Source organism: Biformimicrobium ophioploci, from assembly GCF_030270605.1.
Classification (GTDB): domain Bacteria; phylum Pseudomonadota; class Gammaproteobacteria; order Pseudomonadales; family Cellvibrionaceae; genus Biformimicrobium; species Biformimicrobium ophioploci.
Genome location: NZ_BSYJ01000001.1, coordinates 147,583 through 165,655 on the forward strand (window position 1 = coordinate 147,583; position 18,073 = coordinate 165,655).

The 18,073-nt window shown below is 60.0% G+C and carries 15 protein-coding genes; 3 read left to right on the plus strand and 12 right to left on the minus strand.

Annotated elements, in window-relative coordinates; translation table 11 throughout:
* Positions 1 to 13: 13 nt before the first annotated feature.
* From QSJ80_RS00665 to QSJ80_RS00695, 7 genes are all read right to left on the minus strand, one after another.
* Positions 14 to 976, minus strand: a complete 963-nt coding sequence (locus QSJ80_RS00665) for a VWA domain-containing protein (RefSeq protein WP_285762339.1) — start codon at positions 974 to 976, stop codon at positions 14 to 16.
* The gene (locus tag QSJ80_RS00670; protein ID WP_285762340.1) at positions 969 to 1,964 is read right to left on the minus strand and encodes a VWA domain-containing protein; all 996 of its coding nucleotides are present in this window, start codon (positions 1,962 to 1,964) and stop codon (positions 969 to 971) included. Before QSJ80_RS00670 ends, QSJ80_RS00665 begins: the two co-directional genes overlap by 8 nt.
* Entirely contained in the window at positions 1,961 to 2,485 is a 525-nt protein-coding gene (locus tag QSJ80_RS00675; protein ID WP_285762341.1) for a DUF4381 domain-containing protein, read from the minus strand. Before QSJ80_RS00675 ends, QSJ80_RS00670 begins: the two co-directional genes overlap by 4 nt.
* 17 nt (positions 2,486 to 2,502) lie before the next feature.
* Complete coding sequence (locus tag QSJ80_RS00680) at positions 2,503 to 3,423, minus strand: DUF58 domain-containing protein (RefSeq protein WP_285762342.1); 921 nt, start codon at positions 3,421 to 3,423, stop codon at positions 2,503 to 2,505.
* A gap of 34 nt (positions 3,424 to 3,457) precedes the next feature.
* Entirely contained in the window at positions 3,458 to 4,423 is a 966-nt protein-coding gene (locus QSJ80_RS00685; RefSeq protein WP_285762343.1) for an AAA family ATPase, read from the minus strand.
* A 56-nt stretch (positions 4,424 to 4,479) separates the two neighbouring features.
* Positions 4,480 to 6,144 (minus strand): arylsulfatase, encoded by a 1,665-nt coding sequence (locus tag QSJ80_RS00690; RefSeq protein WP_285762344.1) that lies wholly within the window; start codon positions 6,142 to 6,144, stop codon positions 4,480 to 4,482.
* Between the two features lie 86 nt (positions 6,145 to 6,230).
* A complete protein-coding gene (locus tag QSJ80_RS00695; protein WP_285762345.1) occupies positions 6,231 to 8,384 on the minus strand; it encodes a tetratricopeptide repeat protein in 2,154 nt (717 codons plus the stop codon).
* Between the two features lie 106 nt (positions 8,385 to 8,490).
* Here QSJ80_RS00695 and QSJ80_RS00700 point away from each other — a divergent pair, with 106 nt between their 5' ends.
* The gene (locus QSJ80_RS00700) at positions 8,491 to 9,471 is read left to right on the plus strand and encodes an HAD family hydrolase (protein ID WP_285762346.1); all 981 of its coding nucleotides are present in this window, start codon (positions 8,491 to 8,493) and stop codon (positions 9,469 to 9,471) included.
* A gap of 31 nt (positions 9,472 to 9,502) precedes the next feature.
* Here QSJ80_RS00700 and QSJ80_RS00705 read toward each other — a convergent pair whose 3' ends face one another.
* The 4 genes from QSJ80_RS00705 to QSJ80_RS00720 form a co-directional block, all read right to left on the minus strand.
* Positions 9,503 to 9,868 carry a DUF4870 family protein gene (locus tag QSJ80_RS00705; protein ID WP_285762347.1) on the minus strand — a complete coding sequence of 122 codons (366 nt, stop codon included), beginning with the start codon at positions 9,866 to 9,868 and terminating at the stop codon, positions 9,503 to 9,505.
* Between the two features lie 95 nt (positions 9,869 to 9,963).
* Positions 9,964 to 12,897: an ATP-binding protein gene (locus QSJ80_RS00710; RefSeq protein ID WP_285762348.1), complete on the minus strand. Its 2,934-nt coding sequence runs from the start codon at positions 12,895 to 12,897 to the stop codon at positions 9,964 to 9,966.
* A 264-nt stretch (positions 12,898 to 13,161) separates the two neighbouring features.
* Positions 13,162 to 13,692 carry an L-alanine exporter AlaE gene (gene alaE / locus QSJ80_RS00715; protein ID WP_285762349.1) on the minus strand — a complete coding sequence of 177 codons (531 nt, stop codon included), beginning with the start codon at positions 13,690 to 13,692 and terminating at the stop codon, positions 13,162 to 13,164.
* 256 nt (positions 13,693 to 13,948) lie between these two features.
* Entirely contained in the window at positions 13,949 to 14,536 is a 588-nt protein-coding gene (locus QSJ80_RS00720) for a CDP-alcohol phosphatidyltransferase family protein (protein ID WP_285762350.1), read from the minus strand.
* 98 nt (positions 14,537 to 14,634) lie between these two features.
* Here QSJ80_RS00720 and QSJ80_RS00725 point away from each other — a divergent pair, with 98 nt between their 5' ends.
* Together QSJ80_RS00725 and QSJ80_RS00730 are read left to right on the plus strand one after the other, a co-directional pair.
* A complete protein-coding gene (locus tag QSJ80_RS00725) occupies positions 14,635 to 15,879 on the plus strand; it encodes a NupC/NupG family nucleoside CNT transporter (RefSeq protein ID WP_285762351.1) in 1,245 nt (414 codons plus the stop codon).
* A gap of 38 nt (positions 15,880 to 15,917) precedes the next feature.
* Positions 15,918 to 16,187, plus strand: coding sequence for an acylphosphatase (locus tag QSJ80_RS00730; RefSeq protein ID WP_285762352.1), 270 nt, complete (start codon positions 15,918 to 15,920; stop codon positions 16,185 to 16,187).
* A gap of 38 nt (positions 16,188 to 16,225) precedes the next feature.
* Here QSJ80_RS00730 and QSJ80_RS00735 read toward each other — a convergent pair whose 3' ends face one another.
* Positions 16,226 to 17,908, minus strand: a complete 1,683-nt coding sequence (locus tag QSJ80_RS00735; protein WP_285762353.1) for a phytoene desaturase family protein — start codon at positions 17,906 to 17,908, stop codon at positions 16,226 to 16,228.
* Positions 17,909 to 18,073 lie beyond the last annotated feature (165 nt).

The window sequence follows — 18,073 nt, forward strand, 5'->3', positions numbered from 1 at the left end:
TACCGTGGCCCTGTCACTGCCATCGCAACACCATCCCGCGCCGGAACCAGAACAGCAGCAACAGTACAATCGGCCAGGTGAGCCAGTAGCCGCTGTCTTTCCAGGCCAGCGCATCGTCACGGGCGGCGGTTTCGCTGGCACGCTTGCGCGCAAATGCAACGATGCGCTCCACATCGCTATCGTCCGCCGCCTGGGCCATGAATTGCCCGCCCGCCGAGCGTACAGATTCCCGCACTGTGGCCCTGTCGATTGTTGTTTCCACGTCGCGCGGCAGTGTCACCTCGTCGGAGACAATCCCCGCCTCAGTGCCGAAAAGCCAGTACGACCAGGGGACACCCACCTCCTTGCCGCTGGCCGCTGAAGTGACCGACTCAAAGCCATCCCCCATGACGATCACTGCCCCCTGCTGTTCCTGTGCGAGCTCCGCCGCCATAGTCAGGGCGCTGGCCGGTGATTTACCCGGAACCGGCATGATGTCGGGACGCAACTCGTCCAGGTACTGGCGCAACAACGCCGCATCTTCAGTCGGCGGTAACACCCAGTGTGCACTGCCGGCAAATACCACCAACCCGTGTGCGGCGCCCTTGCGCGCATCCAGCAGGCTACGGATCTTGAGCCGCGCCAGCGCCAGCCGGCTGGGGCGCACGTCATCTGCTCGCATGGAATCTGTCAGTTGCAGTGCGATCACCAGCGGCGCCTCCTGCGGACTGGTAGGCAGCGGCTGCTTGCTCCAGCTGGGGCCGGCAACGGCAACCGCAATCACTGCAAAGGTGCCGATGAACAGCGCCAGCGGCAACCAGCTGGCTGCACCGGACGGGGTGATCACCAGGTGTTGCAGCAGCTCCGGCGAAATATACCCGCGCCACGGATTGTCACTGTCACGACGGCGGCGATAGTAGAGCGCCAGCGCGAGTGCCAGCGGCAGCAACAGCAGCGCCCACGGCCTGAGAAAGTGAAAGGCGGCGAGATCAGGCATTTTTGATACTCCCCGTTTTGCGCAGGCTCAGTAGCGCCTGCAGCGACTGGAACAGCAGGGCCGCCAGTGCTGCCACCAGCAGCGGCAGGTAATACAGCTCCGTGCGTGGCCGGTAATATTCCTGCGCAAACTGCGCCGGTTCGAGCGCATCCAGGCGCTGGTAAACTGGCGCCAGGTCCGCGCCCTTGAGCGCATGGAAGTACTGGCCACCGGTGGCATCGGTAATTGCTCGCATGGCATCCACGTCCAGCGCTTCCTCGCCTGCCGCAGCCGGGTCGCCCACCGCGACCACATGAATCACGATATCCTTGCTCGCGGCAATCCTCGCGGCCTCGCCGGGCGGCACACGGCTGCCCGAGTCGTTGCCGTCCGTCAGCAAAATCAGGGTGCGCTGCTGCGCATCGGCACTGTCAAAATGCTGCACTGCCTTGCCAATGGCATCTCCCAGCATGGTCTTGGGACCCGCCATGCCCACCTCTGACTCACTCAGCAGGCGCAGAAAAACGGCCGTATCTGCGCTGAATGGCGCCTGTACAAAGGGTGAGGAACCGAAGACCAGCAGCCCCAACCTGTCGCCCTCTCGACGGGAAACGAAGTCCGCCAGCACTTTTTTGACACCGTCGATACGCCGCAGCGTCTTTCCGGAGGCATCGATAAAATCCTCGGTGTCCATGGAGCCCGACAGGTCCACCGCGAGCATCATGTCACGACCACTGGACTCCACCGGAACCGGCTCTCCCAGCCACTGTGGTCGCGCGCAGGCCAGCACCACCAGCAACCAAAGAATGCCAACCTGCAGCCACTGCGGCCATTGCCGCGTCAGCACCACCGCGCCCTCACCCGGGCGCTGGCGGGACAGACGTGCAAGGCGGGTAAAGAACGGCGCCTGTACAACAGTCTGCGTGGTGGTATGCGCTGGCACCAGCCAGTGCACAAGCAGCGGCAGGGGCAAAAGCAGGAGGGCCCAGGGCCAGGCAAAACTGATCACCAGGGCCCCTCATTTGCCATGTGCTGACGTATCCAGCCGCGACACTTCTGCAATAGCGGTGCGATGCCCTTCGATCCCGTATATCCCGCGGGCATGACTGCCAGCTGATGCAACAAGTCCAGGTCGCCACGGTCAAAGTGCCCGCCCGCCCAGGTGCGATTCAGGAACGCAGCCCAGTCCGCCCCGGTCAGCCCGGCAACGGCCGGACGGCCGAAGCTGTGCAACGCGACGCGTTTTAGAATGGCCGGCAGTGGCGCGTAGCCATGCGCATCCACCGGCAGTGCATCGAGCTCACGCAGCGCGGCGCGGCGATAGGCGTTGAAACGCCACATACGGTACAGGCACCACAGCTTCCACAGCAGGAGCAGCAATACCGCCAGCACCGGCATCCACCAGCCCCAGGACTGTGGCAGCATGGAGACCGGCTCAGGCACTGTGATCTCATGCAGCCTGGTGAGCCAGTCGTTGCCGAAGTCCGCATCGACAAAATCCGGCTTTTCCGGCGGTGGCGATATTTGCACGGGCGCATCCTGTTGCATCAGCGCTGCCTCAGTATCGCCCGCAGTTGCTGTGCGGCAGGCCGTTCCGTCGACAGGGCCAGCACCGGCACACCCCATCCCAGCAAAAGATCTCTTGCGCGCTGCAGACGGCTGTTGAATGCAGCCTCATATTTTTCCCGGAGCGCTGAACTGCGCCCATCCACGGAAATCTGCACCCGCCCATCGGTAACCGGTAGCCGCGCCTCCTGTGGCAGGTGCAACTCCAGCGGGTCAAACACAAAGACCAGCAGCAGATCATTGTGGCGCGCGATCGCTTGCAGCAAGGCCGCGGTCTCTGTATCAGCACCATGGAAGTCAGAAATCACACACACCTGGGCGTCGTGGCGAGCCAGGTGCTGCAGGCGCGTCAGCATCTGGTTGAGTCGGCCGGCATCCGGTGGCGTGCCAACTTCCAGTTGTCGTGCCTGCTCACAGATATTCGCGAGGATGAAATTCACATGGGCGGTGCTGCGGCGCGGCACAAAGTGACGGATATCGGGATCCGTTGCCAGCACCGCACCTACGCGATCACCGACCGACAGGCTGTACCAGCCAAGCAGTGCAGCGGCCTCCGCCGCAACCACCGACTTCATACTTTTGCGACTGCCAAAAAACATGGATACACGCAGGTCCAGCGCGAGAATGGTGGGGCGTTCGCGCTCCTCGTTATAGACACGAATATGCGGCTTGCCCAGGCGGCGGGTCACCTTCCAGTCCATATAGCGCACATCGTCACCGGGGCGGTAGTGACGCAGCTCCTCAAAGTCGAGACCGCGGCCGCGCATCCGCGCTGCATGCTGGCCGAGCAGTATATTGTGCAGCGGCATATGGGGTCGCAAGCGGAAACCCCGCGCCAGAGCGCGCAGCTGCACCAGGTGTTCAAGACTCGGGTATACGCTATCCGGTGTGGGGGTTTGCATGATACTGCGCTTTCACAGTCACCGCTGGTCGCCGCTAGACAGCAACCGCCACCTGTCCAAGCAGCTCGTCGATTAACTGTTCGGAATCCACGCCCTGCGCCTCCGCTTCATAATGCAGGATCAGCCGGTGCCTGAGCACGGGATGCGCCACGCTGCGAATATCATCCGGCTCTACCTGGTGTCGTCCCTGCAACCAGGCATTGGCTCGCGCGCAGCGATCCATGGCAATGCTCGCCCGCGGACTCACGCCCACCTTGAGCCAGTCCGGCAGCCGACCACCAAATTCCTCGGGGCGCCGGGTCGCCGCCACCAGACCCACGATATAGCGTTCCATCGCCTCAGATATGGCCACTTCCCTGATCTGCCGCCTGGCCTCAAGCACCGAGTCCACCGCAACCGGCTGTACCGTGCCAGCCGTGCCGCCCTCTTCGCCGCGCACCAGCCGCATCACTCTCAGTTCGTTGTCATCATCCGGGTAATCTATGCGGACCTTCATCAGGAAGCGATCCAGCTGCGCCTCCGGCAATGGGTAGGTGCCCTCTTGCTCAATCGGGTTCTGCGTCGCCATTACCAGGAACAGTGCCGGTAATTTGTGGGTCTTGCCTGCCACCGTAACCTGGCGCTCTTCCATGGCTTCCAGCAGGGAGGACTGGACTTTGGCAGGCGCGCGGTTGATTTCATCGGCGAGTACCACCGAATTGAAAACCGGACCGGGCTGGAATGACAGGGTCTCGCGACCGCCCTCGGAATGGTAAACCTCGGTACCGGTGACATCCGATGGCAACAGGTCCGGCGTGAACTGAATGCGCCCGAAGGGCGCGTCCAGCGCTGCCGCCAGTGCCTTGATCGCGCGGGTCTTGGCGCTGCCCGGCAGCCCCTCCAGTAACAGGTGCCCGTCCGCGAGCATCGCCAGCAACAGCTTGTCGACCAGGTCTTCCTGCCCGAGCACCGCGTTTTGCATCGTCGCCCGCAGGCGCAGGATTTCCTTGTGTGCTTCCATCTCTCTCCAATAAAAAGGCCCGCACAATGCGGGCCGATTTGGTTGAGCGCCTCGAATTAATGATCCGCAGGTTCGCTCAATTTCTCCATGACCTTATCCAGCGAGAAGCTCGCCGCCTTCATCCTCGGCGGAAATTCCTTGAAGGACTCAAGGAATTGCCCCACAAAGGCCTGAGCAGGTACGAACAGATATGCGCGATCCAGAACCCAGTCATAATAAGTATTGGAAGTCATGTCGGCGCGTTCGAATGGATCACGCCGTAAATTGAAGAGCTTCGGCACGCGCAGCGGTGTGAAGGGGTTGGCCCATACCAGGAAAGTGCCCTCGGCGCGCTGCTCCATAAAGACGGCTTTCCAGTCCCCATAGCGCAGTGCGGTCAGATCGCCGTCATCCGAGAAGTAGAAGATTTCCTTGCGCGGACCTTCCTTTTCGTTACCGGTCAGGTGCGGCAGGAAGTTGTAACCATCCAGATGCACCTTGTAGTTGCGGCCGATGGCAGAGTGGCCCTTGAGTAGCTTTTCCTTGATGTCCGGCTCACCGGCGGCAGCGGCGAAGGTCGGCAGCCAGTCCATGTGATGCATGATTTCATTGGACACGGTGCCAGCCGGAATCTTACCGGGCCAACGCACTGCCATGGGTACACGCCAGCCACCCTCCTTGTTGGTGTTCTTCTCACCGCGGAAGGGCGTGGAAGCCGCATCCGGCCAGGTATTGTAGTGCGGGCCATTGTCCGTGCTGTAGAACACAATGGTGTTATCCGCGATACCCAGGTCGTCCAGCTCCTTCAGGAACTTGCCGATGTGCCGGTCGTGCTCGACCATGCCATCGGAGTACTCATCCTGGCCGGAGATACCGCGCAGCTCATCCTTGACGTGGGTACGGAAGTGCATGCGCGTGCCGCTCCACCAGACAAACCAGGGCTTATCGGCCTTGTGTGCCTTGCGGATAAACTCAATCGCACGGTCGGAAGTATCGTCATCGACGGTCTCCATGCGCTTCTTGGTCAGCGGCCCCGTATCCTCGATCTTGCCATCGGCAGTGGAATGGATCACGCCGCGCGGTCCCCACTTTTTGCGGAATTCAGGGTTTTTTGGGTAATCCTCGTTCTCCGGCTCTTCCTCTGCATTCAGGTGATAGAGGTTGCCGTAGAACTCATCGAAGCCGTGGTTGGTGGGCAGGTGCTCGTCGCGGTCGCCCAGGTGGTTCTTGCCAAACTGGCCCGTGGCATAACCCATTTCCTTGAGCACTCCGGCAATGGTGGGATCCTTTTCGCTGATACCTTCCTTGGCGCCGGGCAGCCCCACTTTGGAGAGTCCGGAGCGGAATACACTCTGACCCAGGATGAAAGATGAGCGGCCAGCGGTACAGCTCTGCTCACCGTAATAATCGGTGAACGTCATGCCTTCGCTGTAGATACGATCGATATTGGGCGTGCGATAGCCCATCATGCCCTTGCTGTTGGCGCTGATATTCCAGGTGCCGACGTCGTCACCCCAGACCACCAGGATATTGGGCTTGTCTCCCTTTGCGCCCTGGCGTGGCGCCACCAGGTGTGCCGGGTTGGCGCGGGCGCGGGCAAGTTCGAGCGACTCAGCCACCTCAACTCTCGCCACCTCTATGTCCGCCACCTCAATGACGGGCTCCGCCGCCATTGCAGGCCCACTGCCGAACAATGGCGCGGCTACTACGGCAAAGGCACCGATTAAATGTCGGATGCTCATCAAGACCTCCCAAAAAAAACCACGAGAAATTACCGGCAACTGCCGGCGGCTAGCAAAAGTTTAGATAGGTTTTGGGAGGGGAATTTCTATCTTGCGAGGGACTCGTAGATATCTGCGTAAAATTCTGCTTCCTGATGCCGACCGCTTTCCATCAACATGGAAACCAGCGCGTAAAGCGTTTCCGGCGTGTACTGTTGCTGGTCCGCCAGCGTTTTCAGTTCGCGAATGGCTGCATCTATTTTCCCTGTCGAGTGCAATGCAATTGCGTAAACATATGCGTATTGCAAATTGCCGGAAATATCCCGGGCCTTGCGCAGGCTCTGCACCGCTTGCGGATATTTTTTCTGCCCAACCAGTACAAGCCCAAGCTGGTGGTGCAGCGCAGCGTTGCGCGGCTCCGCACGCAACCCCTCACGCAGCAGGGATTCAGCCGCGGCACCATCACCTGAGCGTTGTAGCGCCTGCGCCAACGCCTGACGCGCGGGCGTGAAGTCCTGTTCCAGTTTGAGCGCCAAGCGGAAGCTTTCAATTGCCTTTTGCCGCTGGCCCATTTCCGCATGCATCAGACCCAGGTTGTAATGGGATTCCGGAAAATGGTTGTTGAGGGCCTGTGCCGCAACATAGTCTGCCAGTGCGGCAGAAAATTTCTGCTTGATGGTGCGCCCCATGCCCTTGTGATGCGGTGCAAGTGCACGGGCTGCCTCCATGCGCACCGCGCGTGCCGGGTCATCCAGCAAGGCACCAATATCCGCCGCATCCTGCGGCTGCAGGTTACCGCTCATGGCGCGCACGGCGCCCATTCGCAAGAGCGGATCCTCCGCCTCAAGAAGACTGGAAAGCGAGGGCCTGGCGGGCGGGTAACCCCGCAGGCGACTCATCGCCGTTGCCCGGGTTATGGCCGGCATCGCATCGTCCTGTACCAGCGCCAACAAGGCTTCCGGGTCGGAGCTTAGCAGGTGCTGCTGCACGGTTTCTTTCCTGGCGCCCGGTTTGCGTTCAAGGACTTCCGCGGCCCAGCTGGCATCCCGGTCTGTGTGGCATGTAGTGCAGGGCTGGGGCACACCGGATGCTGCCAGTGCCGGCCGCGGGATATGGAATCTGTGGTCGCGCCGCGGATCCACCACCATGTAGGTACGCTCCGGCATATGGCAGTCCACGCACTGCACGCCCGCCACTGGCTTGTGCAGGTGATGCTCTGCCTGCGCGTAAGTGCCCAGGTCATGGCACTGCGCGCAGAGACCGTCGCCTTCAACCTTTACCTCGCCACTGTGGGGGTTGTGGCAGTCCGTGCAAACCACGCCGGCCTGATACATCTTGCTCTGCAGGAACGACCCGTAAACGAACACCTCTTCCAGGATCTGCCCATCCGGGAAGTACAGGTCCTCGCGCAACAACGCCGGGGTAAAGCTGTCGAGCTGGCTGCCAGCCACCGGGTCCGGGTGAATACGCTGGCGTCGCGCGTGGCACTGGCCGCACTGTTCCAGCTGCTGCGCATGGGGATTTCCAGCCATCTCTCCAGCGGGCGCCAATGCCGCCTGCACCACGCGGGCTATCGCCTCACCCTCGCGGAACGCCCACTGCAGGCCACCGCCGGGCTTGACCGGCAGTGCCCTGGTCGGGTCTTTCGCATGCAGGCTGCCGGGCCCGTGGCAGGCCTCACAGCCAACGCTCACCTCCGAATAGGTTGTCCTGTACTCCCCGGTTTCCGCGTTGAAATCCGTCTGTAAATTGGTGGAGTGGCAATCCGCGCACATGTGGTTCCAGGTCTGGCCGCGGGATTGCCAGTGCTCGTAGTCACCCGGCTTCAGGTGACGCTTCGGATAGAGGTCAAACCAGCGCTGCCCCCCCTCGCTTTGCGGGCGGCTGTCCCAGGCCAGCCCGAACGCCTGCAGGGCGCCCCTTTCCCCTTCGAGCAGGTATTGCTGCAGCGGCGTATCGCCGAAGGTGTAGCGTACAACCCAGGTTTTATCCTGCGCCACATCGGTTATCAGGTAGCGACCTTCCTGCTGCTCGAAGCGGTAAGTCACCCCGTCGAGCGGCACCTCGCGACCATCGAAGATGCCGCGCACCGATTGGGCGTCCGGCGGTGCCATGGCGCGCTGATGGTGGGAACCCTGCCATGTCTTGTAGGTGTCCATATGACAGCTGGCGCAAGCCTCCGAACCCACATATTCCTGTGCCGTTGCCAGTGAGGACAGCAATACTGAAAGAACGAAGATCGGGGACCTGAGTCGGAGCATGGTTTTTCATTTTGCAAAAGCGCCAGTCCCTTAGTCTACGCAGCGCCAGCACGCTGCGCAGTCAGGTTCGCGACAAATGGCAGCGGTTTCTTCCACGAGGTAAAAGATGCGTGTTTCAGTCCGGCTTTTTCACACCCTGCTCCTGCTCACAATGGCGGCATTCGCCTATGCAGGCCCACTCGATTCCTGGCAGGACACCGACGCGCGACAGGCGATTGTCGAGTTTGTGGAGAAGACGACGCAGGAGGGATCGCCGGATTTTGTGCCACCGCGCGACAGGATCGCGGTGTTCGATAACGACGGCACCCTTTGGGCGGAACAGCCGGTGTACTTCCAGCTGATGTTCGCCATCGACCGCCTGCGGCTATTGGCGGAAAAACATCCTGCGCGGGCCGAACAGGAACCCTATAAAACGGTCCTGGGCGGCGACCTGAAAAAGGTACTGCATGAAAGTAGCATCGCGACGATCCTCGACATAGTGACCGAGAGCCACAGCGGTATGACCGCGGCGCAGTTCGACCGTATCGCGCGTGACTGGATCAAAAATGCACGTCACCCCACGAAAGAAAAGCCCTTTACCGGGATGGTCTACCAGCCAATGCTGGAACTGCTGGAATACCTGCGTGCCCACGGCTACAAGACCTTTATCGCCTCCGGGGGAGGCAGGGCGTTTATGCGCGCATGGGTGGAGGAAACCTATGGCATTCCACCGGAGCAGGTCATCGGCTCCAGCGTGGAGCTCGAGTACAAGGTCATCGACGGCAAACCCAGCCTGGTGCGCAAGCGGGAAATCGGTTTCCTCGACGACAAGGAAGGCAAACCCGTCGGCATCTACCGGCGCATCGGGCGTAAACCCGTAATCGCGTTTGGCAACTCCGATGGCGACCGGGAGATGCTAGAGTGGACGGCATCCCGTGAGGGACCCAGCCTGGTGGGCATTATCCACCACACCGACAGTGCGCGTGAATGGGCCTACGACCGCGACTCCAAGATCGGCAAGCTGGACAAGGCGCTGGAGCAGGCCGGCAAGGAGAACTGGCTGGTTGTGGATATGGCAAAGGACTGGAAACGGGTGTTTCCGGATTGACGGGCACCCTTAGGATGCCCGCTACTGGGGATTACAGGTACGGGTAGGCGGGTTTTTCGTCAGACAGTGCGAGCCAGCCGCGCACGACGCGGTAGACGACCCAGATATAGTTGATGCCGAGGATCAGGAAACCGATACCCAGCAGCCAGGTTGTCAGGCCGCCGACAATGCCCCACAACAGGCTGAACCAGAAGGTGCGGATCTGCCAGCGGAAATGCGATTCCGCCAGGGTGCCGCGCACATCAGGGCGCTTCACGTAATTGATAATCACCGCTACGAACATAGGCAGTACCGACACCAGGCTGATGGCCTGGATGATGTAAACCAGCAATGCCAGGTCACGCGCCGACTTTTCCGGGCCGGTCAGCTTGGTGGTTATGCCTCTCTTTTCAGTCATGCAATATGCCCTTCAGGTTGCAGAACTCTGTTAATGGGGGCAATTGCGCCTTTTTCAAGATGCGGCGCACCTGCCCCGGAGCAGTGATTGCGGGACTAGGGCGTCACCGTTTTCGACTGCAGCGTCTCTGCAGCCCACTTTTTCAATTGCTTTAGCGATGCCTGCAACAGGCCGAGAATCTCGGTGCGCTGCTGCTTGCAGGCCTCGCGCTCCTCGGACTTGCTCAGCTTGGCGTGCAACAGCATCAGGCGACTGGCGGCAGCGCTCATCCCGTAGTTGGCGCAGACCCCAATCATGGAGTGTGTCAGGCGTTCGGCTTCCTGCCAGCGTTCGCCCGTTAACGCATCAGACAGCCCGGCCATATTTTTCTGCAGGCTCACCTGCATTTTTGCCAGCAGCAAAGCCAGGGCCTTTGCGTCCATGGTCGCTTTCAGGTCGTCCAGGGTGCGCGTATCCAGCATATTGGCCGGCCGGTTGATTTCCCGCTGTACCTCCTTGCGAATCGGCGGCTTTTCCCCCGAGCGCTTCGCAGCCCAGACCAGCAGCTGGTCCAGCTGGATCCGGTTGACCGGTTTCGCCAGCACTCCGGTGAAGCCAGCGGCAATATACTTTTCCCGCTCACCAGTCATGATATTGGCGGTTACCGCAAATATCGGCAGCGTCTTGAAGCTACCCCCCGCCTCGCGGATTTTTTGCGTGGCCTCGACCCCGTCCATGATCGGCATACGCACATCCATCAATACCAGGTCAAAGCCGCCGCTTAGCACTGCCTTCAGGCCGGCGAGACCATTGACCTCTGCACGGATCAGGTGACCGCGCTTCTCCAGGCATGCCACCAGCAGCTCGCGGTTGGCCTTGTCATCTTCCACCACCAGCACATACAGCGGACGCTCGGTTTTTTTGACTTCCGCCGGACGTACTTCCGGCTCCTGCGGTGGCGCATCGCTGCTACGGGGTTCCGATCGGGTCATTGCGAGATCCACAAAGAAACGCGAGCCTTTCAACTCCACACTTTCGACGCCGATACTGCCACCCATCGCCTCAACCAGTTTCTTGCAGATCGGCAGCCCCAGGCCCGCGCCGCCTGTCCTGCGGGTGCTCGAAGCATCGATCTGCGAGAAGCTGTTGAAAATCTCTTCCTGGCGACTCTGCGGAATACCGATACCGGTATCGATCACATTGATGCGGATAACATAGTCATCGTCGTGGGCTGCGACCAACTGCACGAAAATCTTGATGGTGCCGCTGGTAGTGAACTTGAGCGCATTGTTGACCAGGTTGGAAAGCACCTGGCGCAGGCGGCCCTCGTCACCGAAGACCCAGAGGTTTTCACCATTATCTGGCAGGCCGGCCGTGCTGACATCCAGCGCGATGGATTTCTCCTGGGCGGGCATGGCAAACAGCTGGCGTACGCTGCGCGCAAGCGCAATCAGGTCGAAACTCTGTTTGTGCAGCTTGAGTTCACCCGCTTCGATTTTTGACATATCCAGTATGTCGTTGATGACTTCCAGCAACGCATCGCAGCTGTTCAGTGCATTGTCGAGCAGCTGCTTCTCCGTCAGGCGGGATTCCGATTCTGCGAGGTGGCGCAGGGAGCCCATAATGCCACTGAGCGGCGTACGCAATTCGTGACTCATGACCGCGAGGAAATCGGTCTTGTTCTTGTTGGCGCGCTCCGCCATCTTGCGCGCGCTTTCCAGCTCTTCAACCTTTTCCGCTAGCTCCCGGGTTCTTTTTTCCACGCGATACTGCAAACTGAGGTTGGATTTTTGCAGCTCTTCCGCAAGGTGCTCGCGCTCCTCGTAGGATTTATTCAGGCGCACAGAAAGGATTGTCATGCCGGTGACCGCAATGGTACCAGCCAGCAGGAATTCAAATACCAGTGTTTCCACCCCGGCGAGGCCAAGCACAATATCGACAAGGCCAATGGCAACCGCGAGCAGCGCCACTAAGGTGGATGCGCTCATGCCCTTGCGAACGATACCGAGCACAATCAGGCCGCCGGTCGCCAGCAACCAGGTCGCGGATAGGTAGAGCGCATAGGGCTTGAAGGTGAGGTACAGGCTTGCCGGCAACAGCAACAGTAATGAGGAGACCGCCACTGCAATTGCGAGGAATGCCTTCTGGACGTTTTCTTCCAGTTCGATGCTGTCGACTTTTACCAGAAAGACCACGAAGGCGGCGGCGGCCAGCAGGCTGGTTGCCTGAGTCAGCTTGAACGGCCACACGGCATCCATATGCGGAAACACATAGAACAGCAGGTCGCTGAGCACCAGGGTGCGGATGCAGAGCACTACCAGCACGATAGAGAGAAACAGGTGTGCCGAACCTTTGCGCCTGCCGATGTAGGTGACGGCACAGTAAAGTGCGACCCCGAACAGTAACCCGGCGAGGAGAAGTGGAATCAACAGGTCCAGCAGGCTGCTGCTAAGTAGCTGTTCCCGCTCTCCAAGCAACACTGCGGGGGCACCCCGGTCGGCAATATCGGCCGCGGAAAAGTCAGCCGCAAACTCCACGCTGCTGGCACCCGCCGGCAACGGCAATAGCATTTTGCGCGGGCGGCTGTCGCTGTCGAACGCCTGTGCATTGGCATAGCGGTAGCTGGCCACCAGCTCGCCGTCCAGCCAGTAGTCTGCGTAGTGGAAATCAGTGGGTACCTGGAGCGCCAGTGTCTTGCGCTCTGCGGGCAAGGCCATGGCGGCGCGGAAGCTGATGCGATCCGGCGCGGCGCGACGATCCGGGCGGACTTTTGCAACATCGCCGGCAGCCCTTTTCGTCTCGACCAGCGGTACCAGCTGGCTACCGAGCCGGGAAAAGTCGACCGCGGAAAAATCCACATTCTGTGGCCTGAGGGAATCCTCCAGGATACCTGGTGTGGATTCATCGTCTGCATTGACGGGCTGTGCATGCAGGCCGAATGCTGAAACAAAAAGTCCCAACACCAGTGCGCACAAACCGCCTGTAATATTGTGTAAGCGGAAGGCAAATTTTTTGTTATATGGCACTTCCGCATGGCTTTTCATTTTCATCCCTGAAATCCATGCTGCCGTTGTGTTGTGCTTCGCTGATTACGTCCCTCGTAATGGCGCGACGCCAAATTTCTTATTACCGGAGTTAATGCTGTGGCGCAAGTCATTCACCGGAAAATCCGCCCAGCGGTCCCGCGAGCTGGATAAAACCGCTCGCAGCTTGTACCAGCGTACCCGGCCCGACCGGGCATTTTCCGTCGCCCACAAAAAACGGGCCTCATGGCCCGCCTTACTCGATCACTTTTTCTGGCTTTCGCGCGCTTGCTAGCGCGCCCAACCAAACGCCCGGCGCAACCAGTCGAGGTAGGCCCCGTAAGGGCGCCCGATTGCCCCGGCGATCAACAGGAATGTCCCGGATGCGGCCACGATTTCCGGCACATCGGCACCACCCAGCCACATATTGGCGATATACAGCGGTAACTGGAAACTGATAAACACCAGCGTATCCGCGAGGTAGGCCTGCAGGCCATTCATACTGGCACTGCCCAGCAGCAGGCGGCGGTAGTGCAGCAGGAACTGCTCCCGATAGAGGGTAAACGGCCGAGCAATCAGCGTGTTGATCAGCACCGCCAGCATACGTACCTGCAGGTGTTCCTGCAGGCTCATGCCTGCGAGCCACAACTCGATCGGGATCGACAGCAGCCAGGAATAGCTGTTCAGGGCAAAGATATCCAGCAGCGTCTCCCGCAGCTGTGTCTGGTTGGCCGCCGGCCTCGGGGCGGGCCCTGGCAGTGCAACATCCGTTTGCGCCGCAAGGGGAAATGAAACGGAACCACTCATTTCGACCTGGGACATGTTCACTACACCAAAATAAAAAAGGGCGACTCACCGAAGTGGGTCGCCGCAAATTGGAAAACCAAAAAGATAAAAACACGGCGGAACAGAGCCGGTCAGGTCATGTTCCGTTCGCCACCAAAATTGGGGGGAGGTGACTCGCCGATGGCATCGGCATATGGCGGCGCATTATAGGGATGCAGCGCGCAATAACCAGTTTTTATATCTTGTTTTTTAGCTATAGAGCAGGATATTTAACCAAGCATCACCGGGCATGCTATTCAAATGTATCGTGGCGCCCCTGGATAATGGCCCAGTAGCGCGGCAGGAAGGTGACGAGCACATAGATCTCAAGCAGGATACCGAGAAACGCCAACGGCTCCAGCAACCAGCGCAGCACGGGCCGAAGCACCTCGAAGCTGCCGAGCAGGCCCAATGCAATGATGGCGAAAGCCACCGCGGTTGCCAGTTTGGAGGGGAAGATCGGCTTAACCTTGAACGGGCGCTTGAGCCACATCATCAATACCGGAAATACCGACAGCTGCACCAGATAGCGCAGGAAGATCAGCACACCGAGCCACGGCAGCAGTACAGCCTGGTCCCACACGAGGGGCAGCAGGAACAGCACCAGCAACTTGTCTGCAACCGGGTCCAGCACCGCGCCGAGCTGGGTCTTCCAGTTGAAATGACGCGCCAGGCGACCATCGAAGAAGTCGGAAAACCCGGCAATGACAAACGTCACTACGGCCGCCATATGCTGGCCCTGCTGGTGCAGCCAGAAAATCACCGGCAACAGCAGGATGCGCAGGATAGTGAGCGCATTGGGAATCCAGCGCCAGCGCTGGTAGCTGTTCTGTTCGGACACCGCCGCTCCCGTTCTGTTTGTGTTGGCTGGACGATACAAACCCTGCAAGGATACCCTGTAGTCACCCAATTCAAAAAACAAAAATCTGTGTGGTCATTATGGCGTCAGCCGCAGCCTGGCAGGCACTGCTGGGCATCATCGTGTTTACCTCCATCCCGCTCCTGCTCAGCGAAAATCGGCGCGCCGTATCCTGGCGTCTGGTCGCCGGCGCGCTGGCCGCGCAGTTCCTGCTGGCACTGCTGCTGTTGCGGGTGCCCCTGGTACAGGACCTGCTGCTGGGACTGAACGGCTTCGTCAAGGCCATCGAGGCCGCCGCAATAGCCGGCAGCAGCTACATGTTCGGCTACCTTGGCGGCGCCCCGCTGCCGTTTGAAGCAAAAGGCCCGGGCAGCAGCTTTATCGTCGCTTTCCAGGTGTTGCCCGTTGTCCTGGTGATGAGCGCGCTGTCCGCGGTGCTGTTTTACTGGGGGCTGCTGCAGAAAATCATTTACTGGCTGGGTCGCGGCCTGCAGCGCCTGCTCGGGCTCGACGGCCTGCAGACCTTCTCCGTGGCCTCCAGCCTGTTTTTTGGCATCGTCGAGGCGCCACTGCTGATCAAGCCTTATTTTCGCGAGATGCCCCGTGCTACCCTGTTCCTGGTGATGACTGCCGGCATGTCCACGGTCGCCGGCACCGTCATGGTGCTCTACGCCACGCAGCTGCAGGGAATCCTCGATAACCCGGCCGGGCACATCCTCGTTGCTTCACTGATCAGCCTGCCGGCTGCGGTGCTGCTGGCACACCTGTGGTTACCGGGTAGCGACAGTGGTGATCACCGTATTCCGGAAGTTGAATCTGAGGCCCAGGGCGCGGTGGATGCCCTGGTGCGGGGTACTGAGGACGGCGTGCGCCTGATGCTGAATATCATCGGCATGATCATCGTTCTGTTCGCCTGCATTCATCTGGCCAACGCCATACTGGGCGCATTGTTCGGCGAACAGATTACTATTGAGTATCTCGTGTCGCTGGCGATGGCACCTATCGTGTGGTTGATGGGGATTGGCGGTGACGACCTCGGCACAGCGGCCGAGCTGCTCAGCATCAAGGTAGTCTTCAATGAGTTTGTGGCCTACCAGAAGATGGCCGAACTGGGCGCAGGCGCCATGAGCGCACAGGCCAACCTGATCATGGCCTACGCCATCTGTGGCTTTGCCAATTTTGCAAGCCTGGGGCTGGTGGTGGGCACCATTTCCACCATGGTGCCGGAGCGCACCAACGAAGTGGCGGCACTGGCGCCCAAGGCCCTGCTGGCGGGGCTGCTCGCGACCTGCATGACCGGCGCAGTGGTCGGGCTGGTGGCCTGAACGCGAGAACCACAGAGACAACTGATCGAGGAGGGTGTATGCAAACCATGAGAGGCAGGGTCACGGGGAAGGTGCAGGGCGTATCCTTTCGCTTCTTTGTCCAGCAACAGGCCGAGTCCGCGCACCTCAATGGCTACGCCCGCAACATGGCAGACGGCAGCGTCGAGTTTTTACTGCAGGGTGATCCAGCGGCCATAGAACACGCGCTGGTTGCGATAGCCAAAGGACCCTCCGCGGCACGGGTAGACAGCATGCAGTACGAACCGTTGCCCGACCGGACCCCGGTGCCGGGCTTTTCCATCCTCTGAGTTCTACAACCCCGTCGCTTTGTAACAGGGCGCCCGCCTCAGCCCAGAGCCGGCTCGGGGGCGACACTGCCAGACATAATCTTTTTCATCAGAGCGCCGCCGCGGCGCAGACCGAGGATGCTCTGTGCGGTGGCCACACCACCGATCATGGCACCGGCCACACCGCAGCTCATGATATCCTGCCCGGTCAGGTACAGGCCCGGAATCTTTGTTTTCGGCTTCAGCCAGTCCTGCTCGAAACGCGAGGGGTCGTGGTCGAGGCCATAGATCTCACCACGCCGGTAAGCGCAGAAATAATCGGTCGACAGTGGCGTGGACAGCTCGTAATAGTCCAGGTGCTGTCTCACCTGCGGAAAATGTGCATACAGGTGCTCCAGCAGGCGCTGGCTCAGCGCTTCCTTGTACGCCTCGTAATCCTCGCCACGCTTGCCCCAGGTCTCATCGGACCATTTTTCAAACCATTCAAACTTCGCCGGCGCCACAATTTCAATCGTCGCCTTGCCCGGGTAACGCCCCTGGAAGCTGGGATCCTTGGCTGACGGGAACGAGATGTACACGACCGGGAATTCCTGCGTTTCGTCCTGCAGGAACGCCTGCATATTGCCATCGTGATCCTGGCCCGGATAGAGCCAGTAATTGGTCTTCGGCAGCCCCAGTTCTTCTGCGGTCGCATCCAGCCCGATATACAGACACAGGTGCGCCATCGACGGCCGCACGCTTTCCAGGCGACGCTGGTATCCGCTCGCGCGTGCAGCCTGCTCCGGCAGCAGCTTTTCGAAGGTGTTGAATACGCCCGCGTTGGAAACCACCAGCGGCGCGCGAATTTCGGTCCCGTCTGCCATGCGCACACCGGCAGCCCTGCCATTTTCCACCAATACCTGCTCGACATCGGCATAGGTAAAGACCTCGCCGCCACCGGCCTGGATCTGGGGGATAATGGTTTCCGCAATCTTGCTGGCACCACCAACCGGATAGAAGCCGCCGTGCAGGTAGTGCTTCACGATGAGGGCGTGAATGATGAAACTGCCGGTCGCGGGGGTCATGCCATTGTCCCCCCACTGGCCGGTAAGCACCGCAATCAGTTTTTCGTCGTCGGTAATCTCGCGCAAGACCTCAAGTGTCGTGCGGTTCAGGTATTCCGGTAACCGAAGTTTTTTCAGCAGTGCCATGCCGGGTTGCGTCCAGCCCGGCAACAATTTCTCCATCAACAGAGTGCGCATTGCGCTGCTGGCGGCACTGATCCTGCGGAAGTACTCTTCCAGGACCTCTTCAGTCCCGGGAAAATGCCTGAGTATTTCCTCCACAAATGCAGCCTTGCCCGCCCGCAGGTCAAAGGATTCCTCGCCGAGGAAAATACGGTCGTAGCAATCGTCCATCGGCGCCCACTGCAGCTGGCCAGCGCTGAGATAATCGAAAAGTTTTCGCGTCAGCGTGGGATGCTCACCGACATCACCGATGTAGTGCACGCCCACATCCCACTCGTAACCATTGCGATCGTAGGCGTGGGTAAAACCACCGGCTGTGTAGTGCTGCTCCAACACCAGAACTTTTTTGCCTGCATCAGTCAAGCAGACCGCGGTGGCAAGCCCGCCGATGCCGGAACCTATGACTACTGCGTCGTAAGGCTCCTGAAGGCGGCTGGCGCGGTACCGGCGCCCGATCCGCAAGCGACTGGGTTTTGGTGCAGATCTATCTTTTTTCTTATTGTTCTCGGTGGTCATATGTTTCTTCCCAAAGTTCGCGAGCGTCCTGTTAATCCCATGACTCTATTCACTTGAATCCCGCCCGGCAAGCACTGTCCGAACAGGGTTGGAGAGTCAGTTTTTTCCTACAGACCGGTATTCCGGCACGTTAGCGTAGTAATCCCGGTGACTGAAACAGGGTGA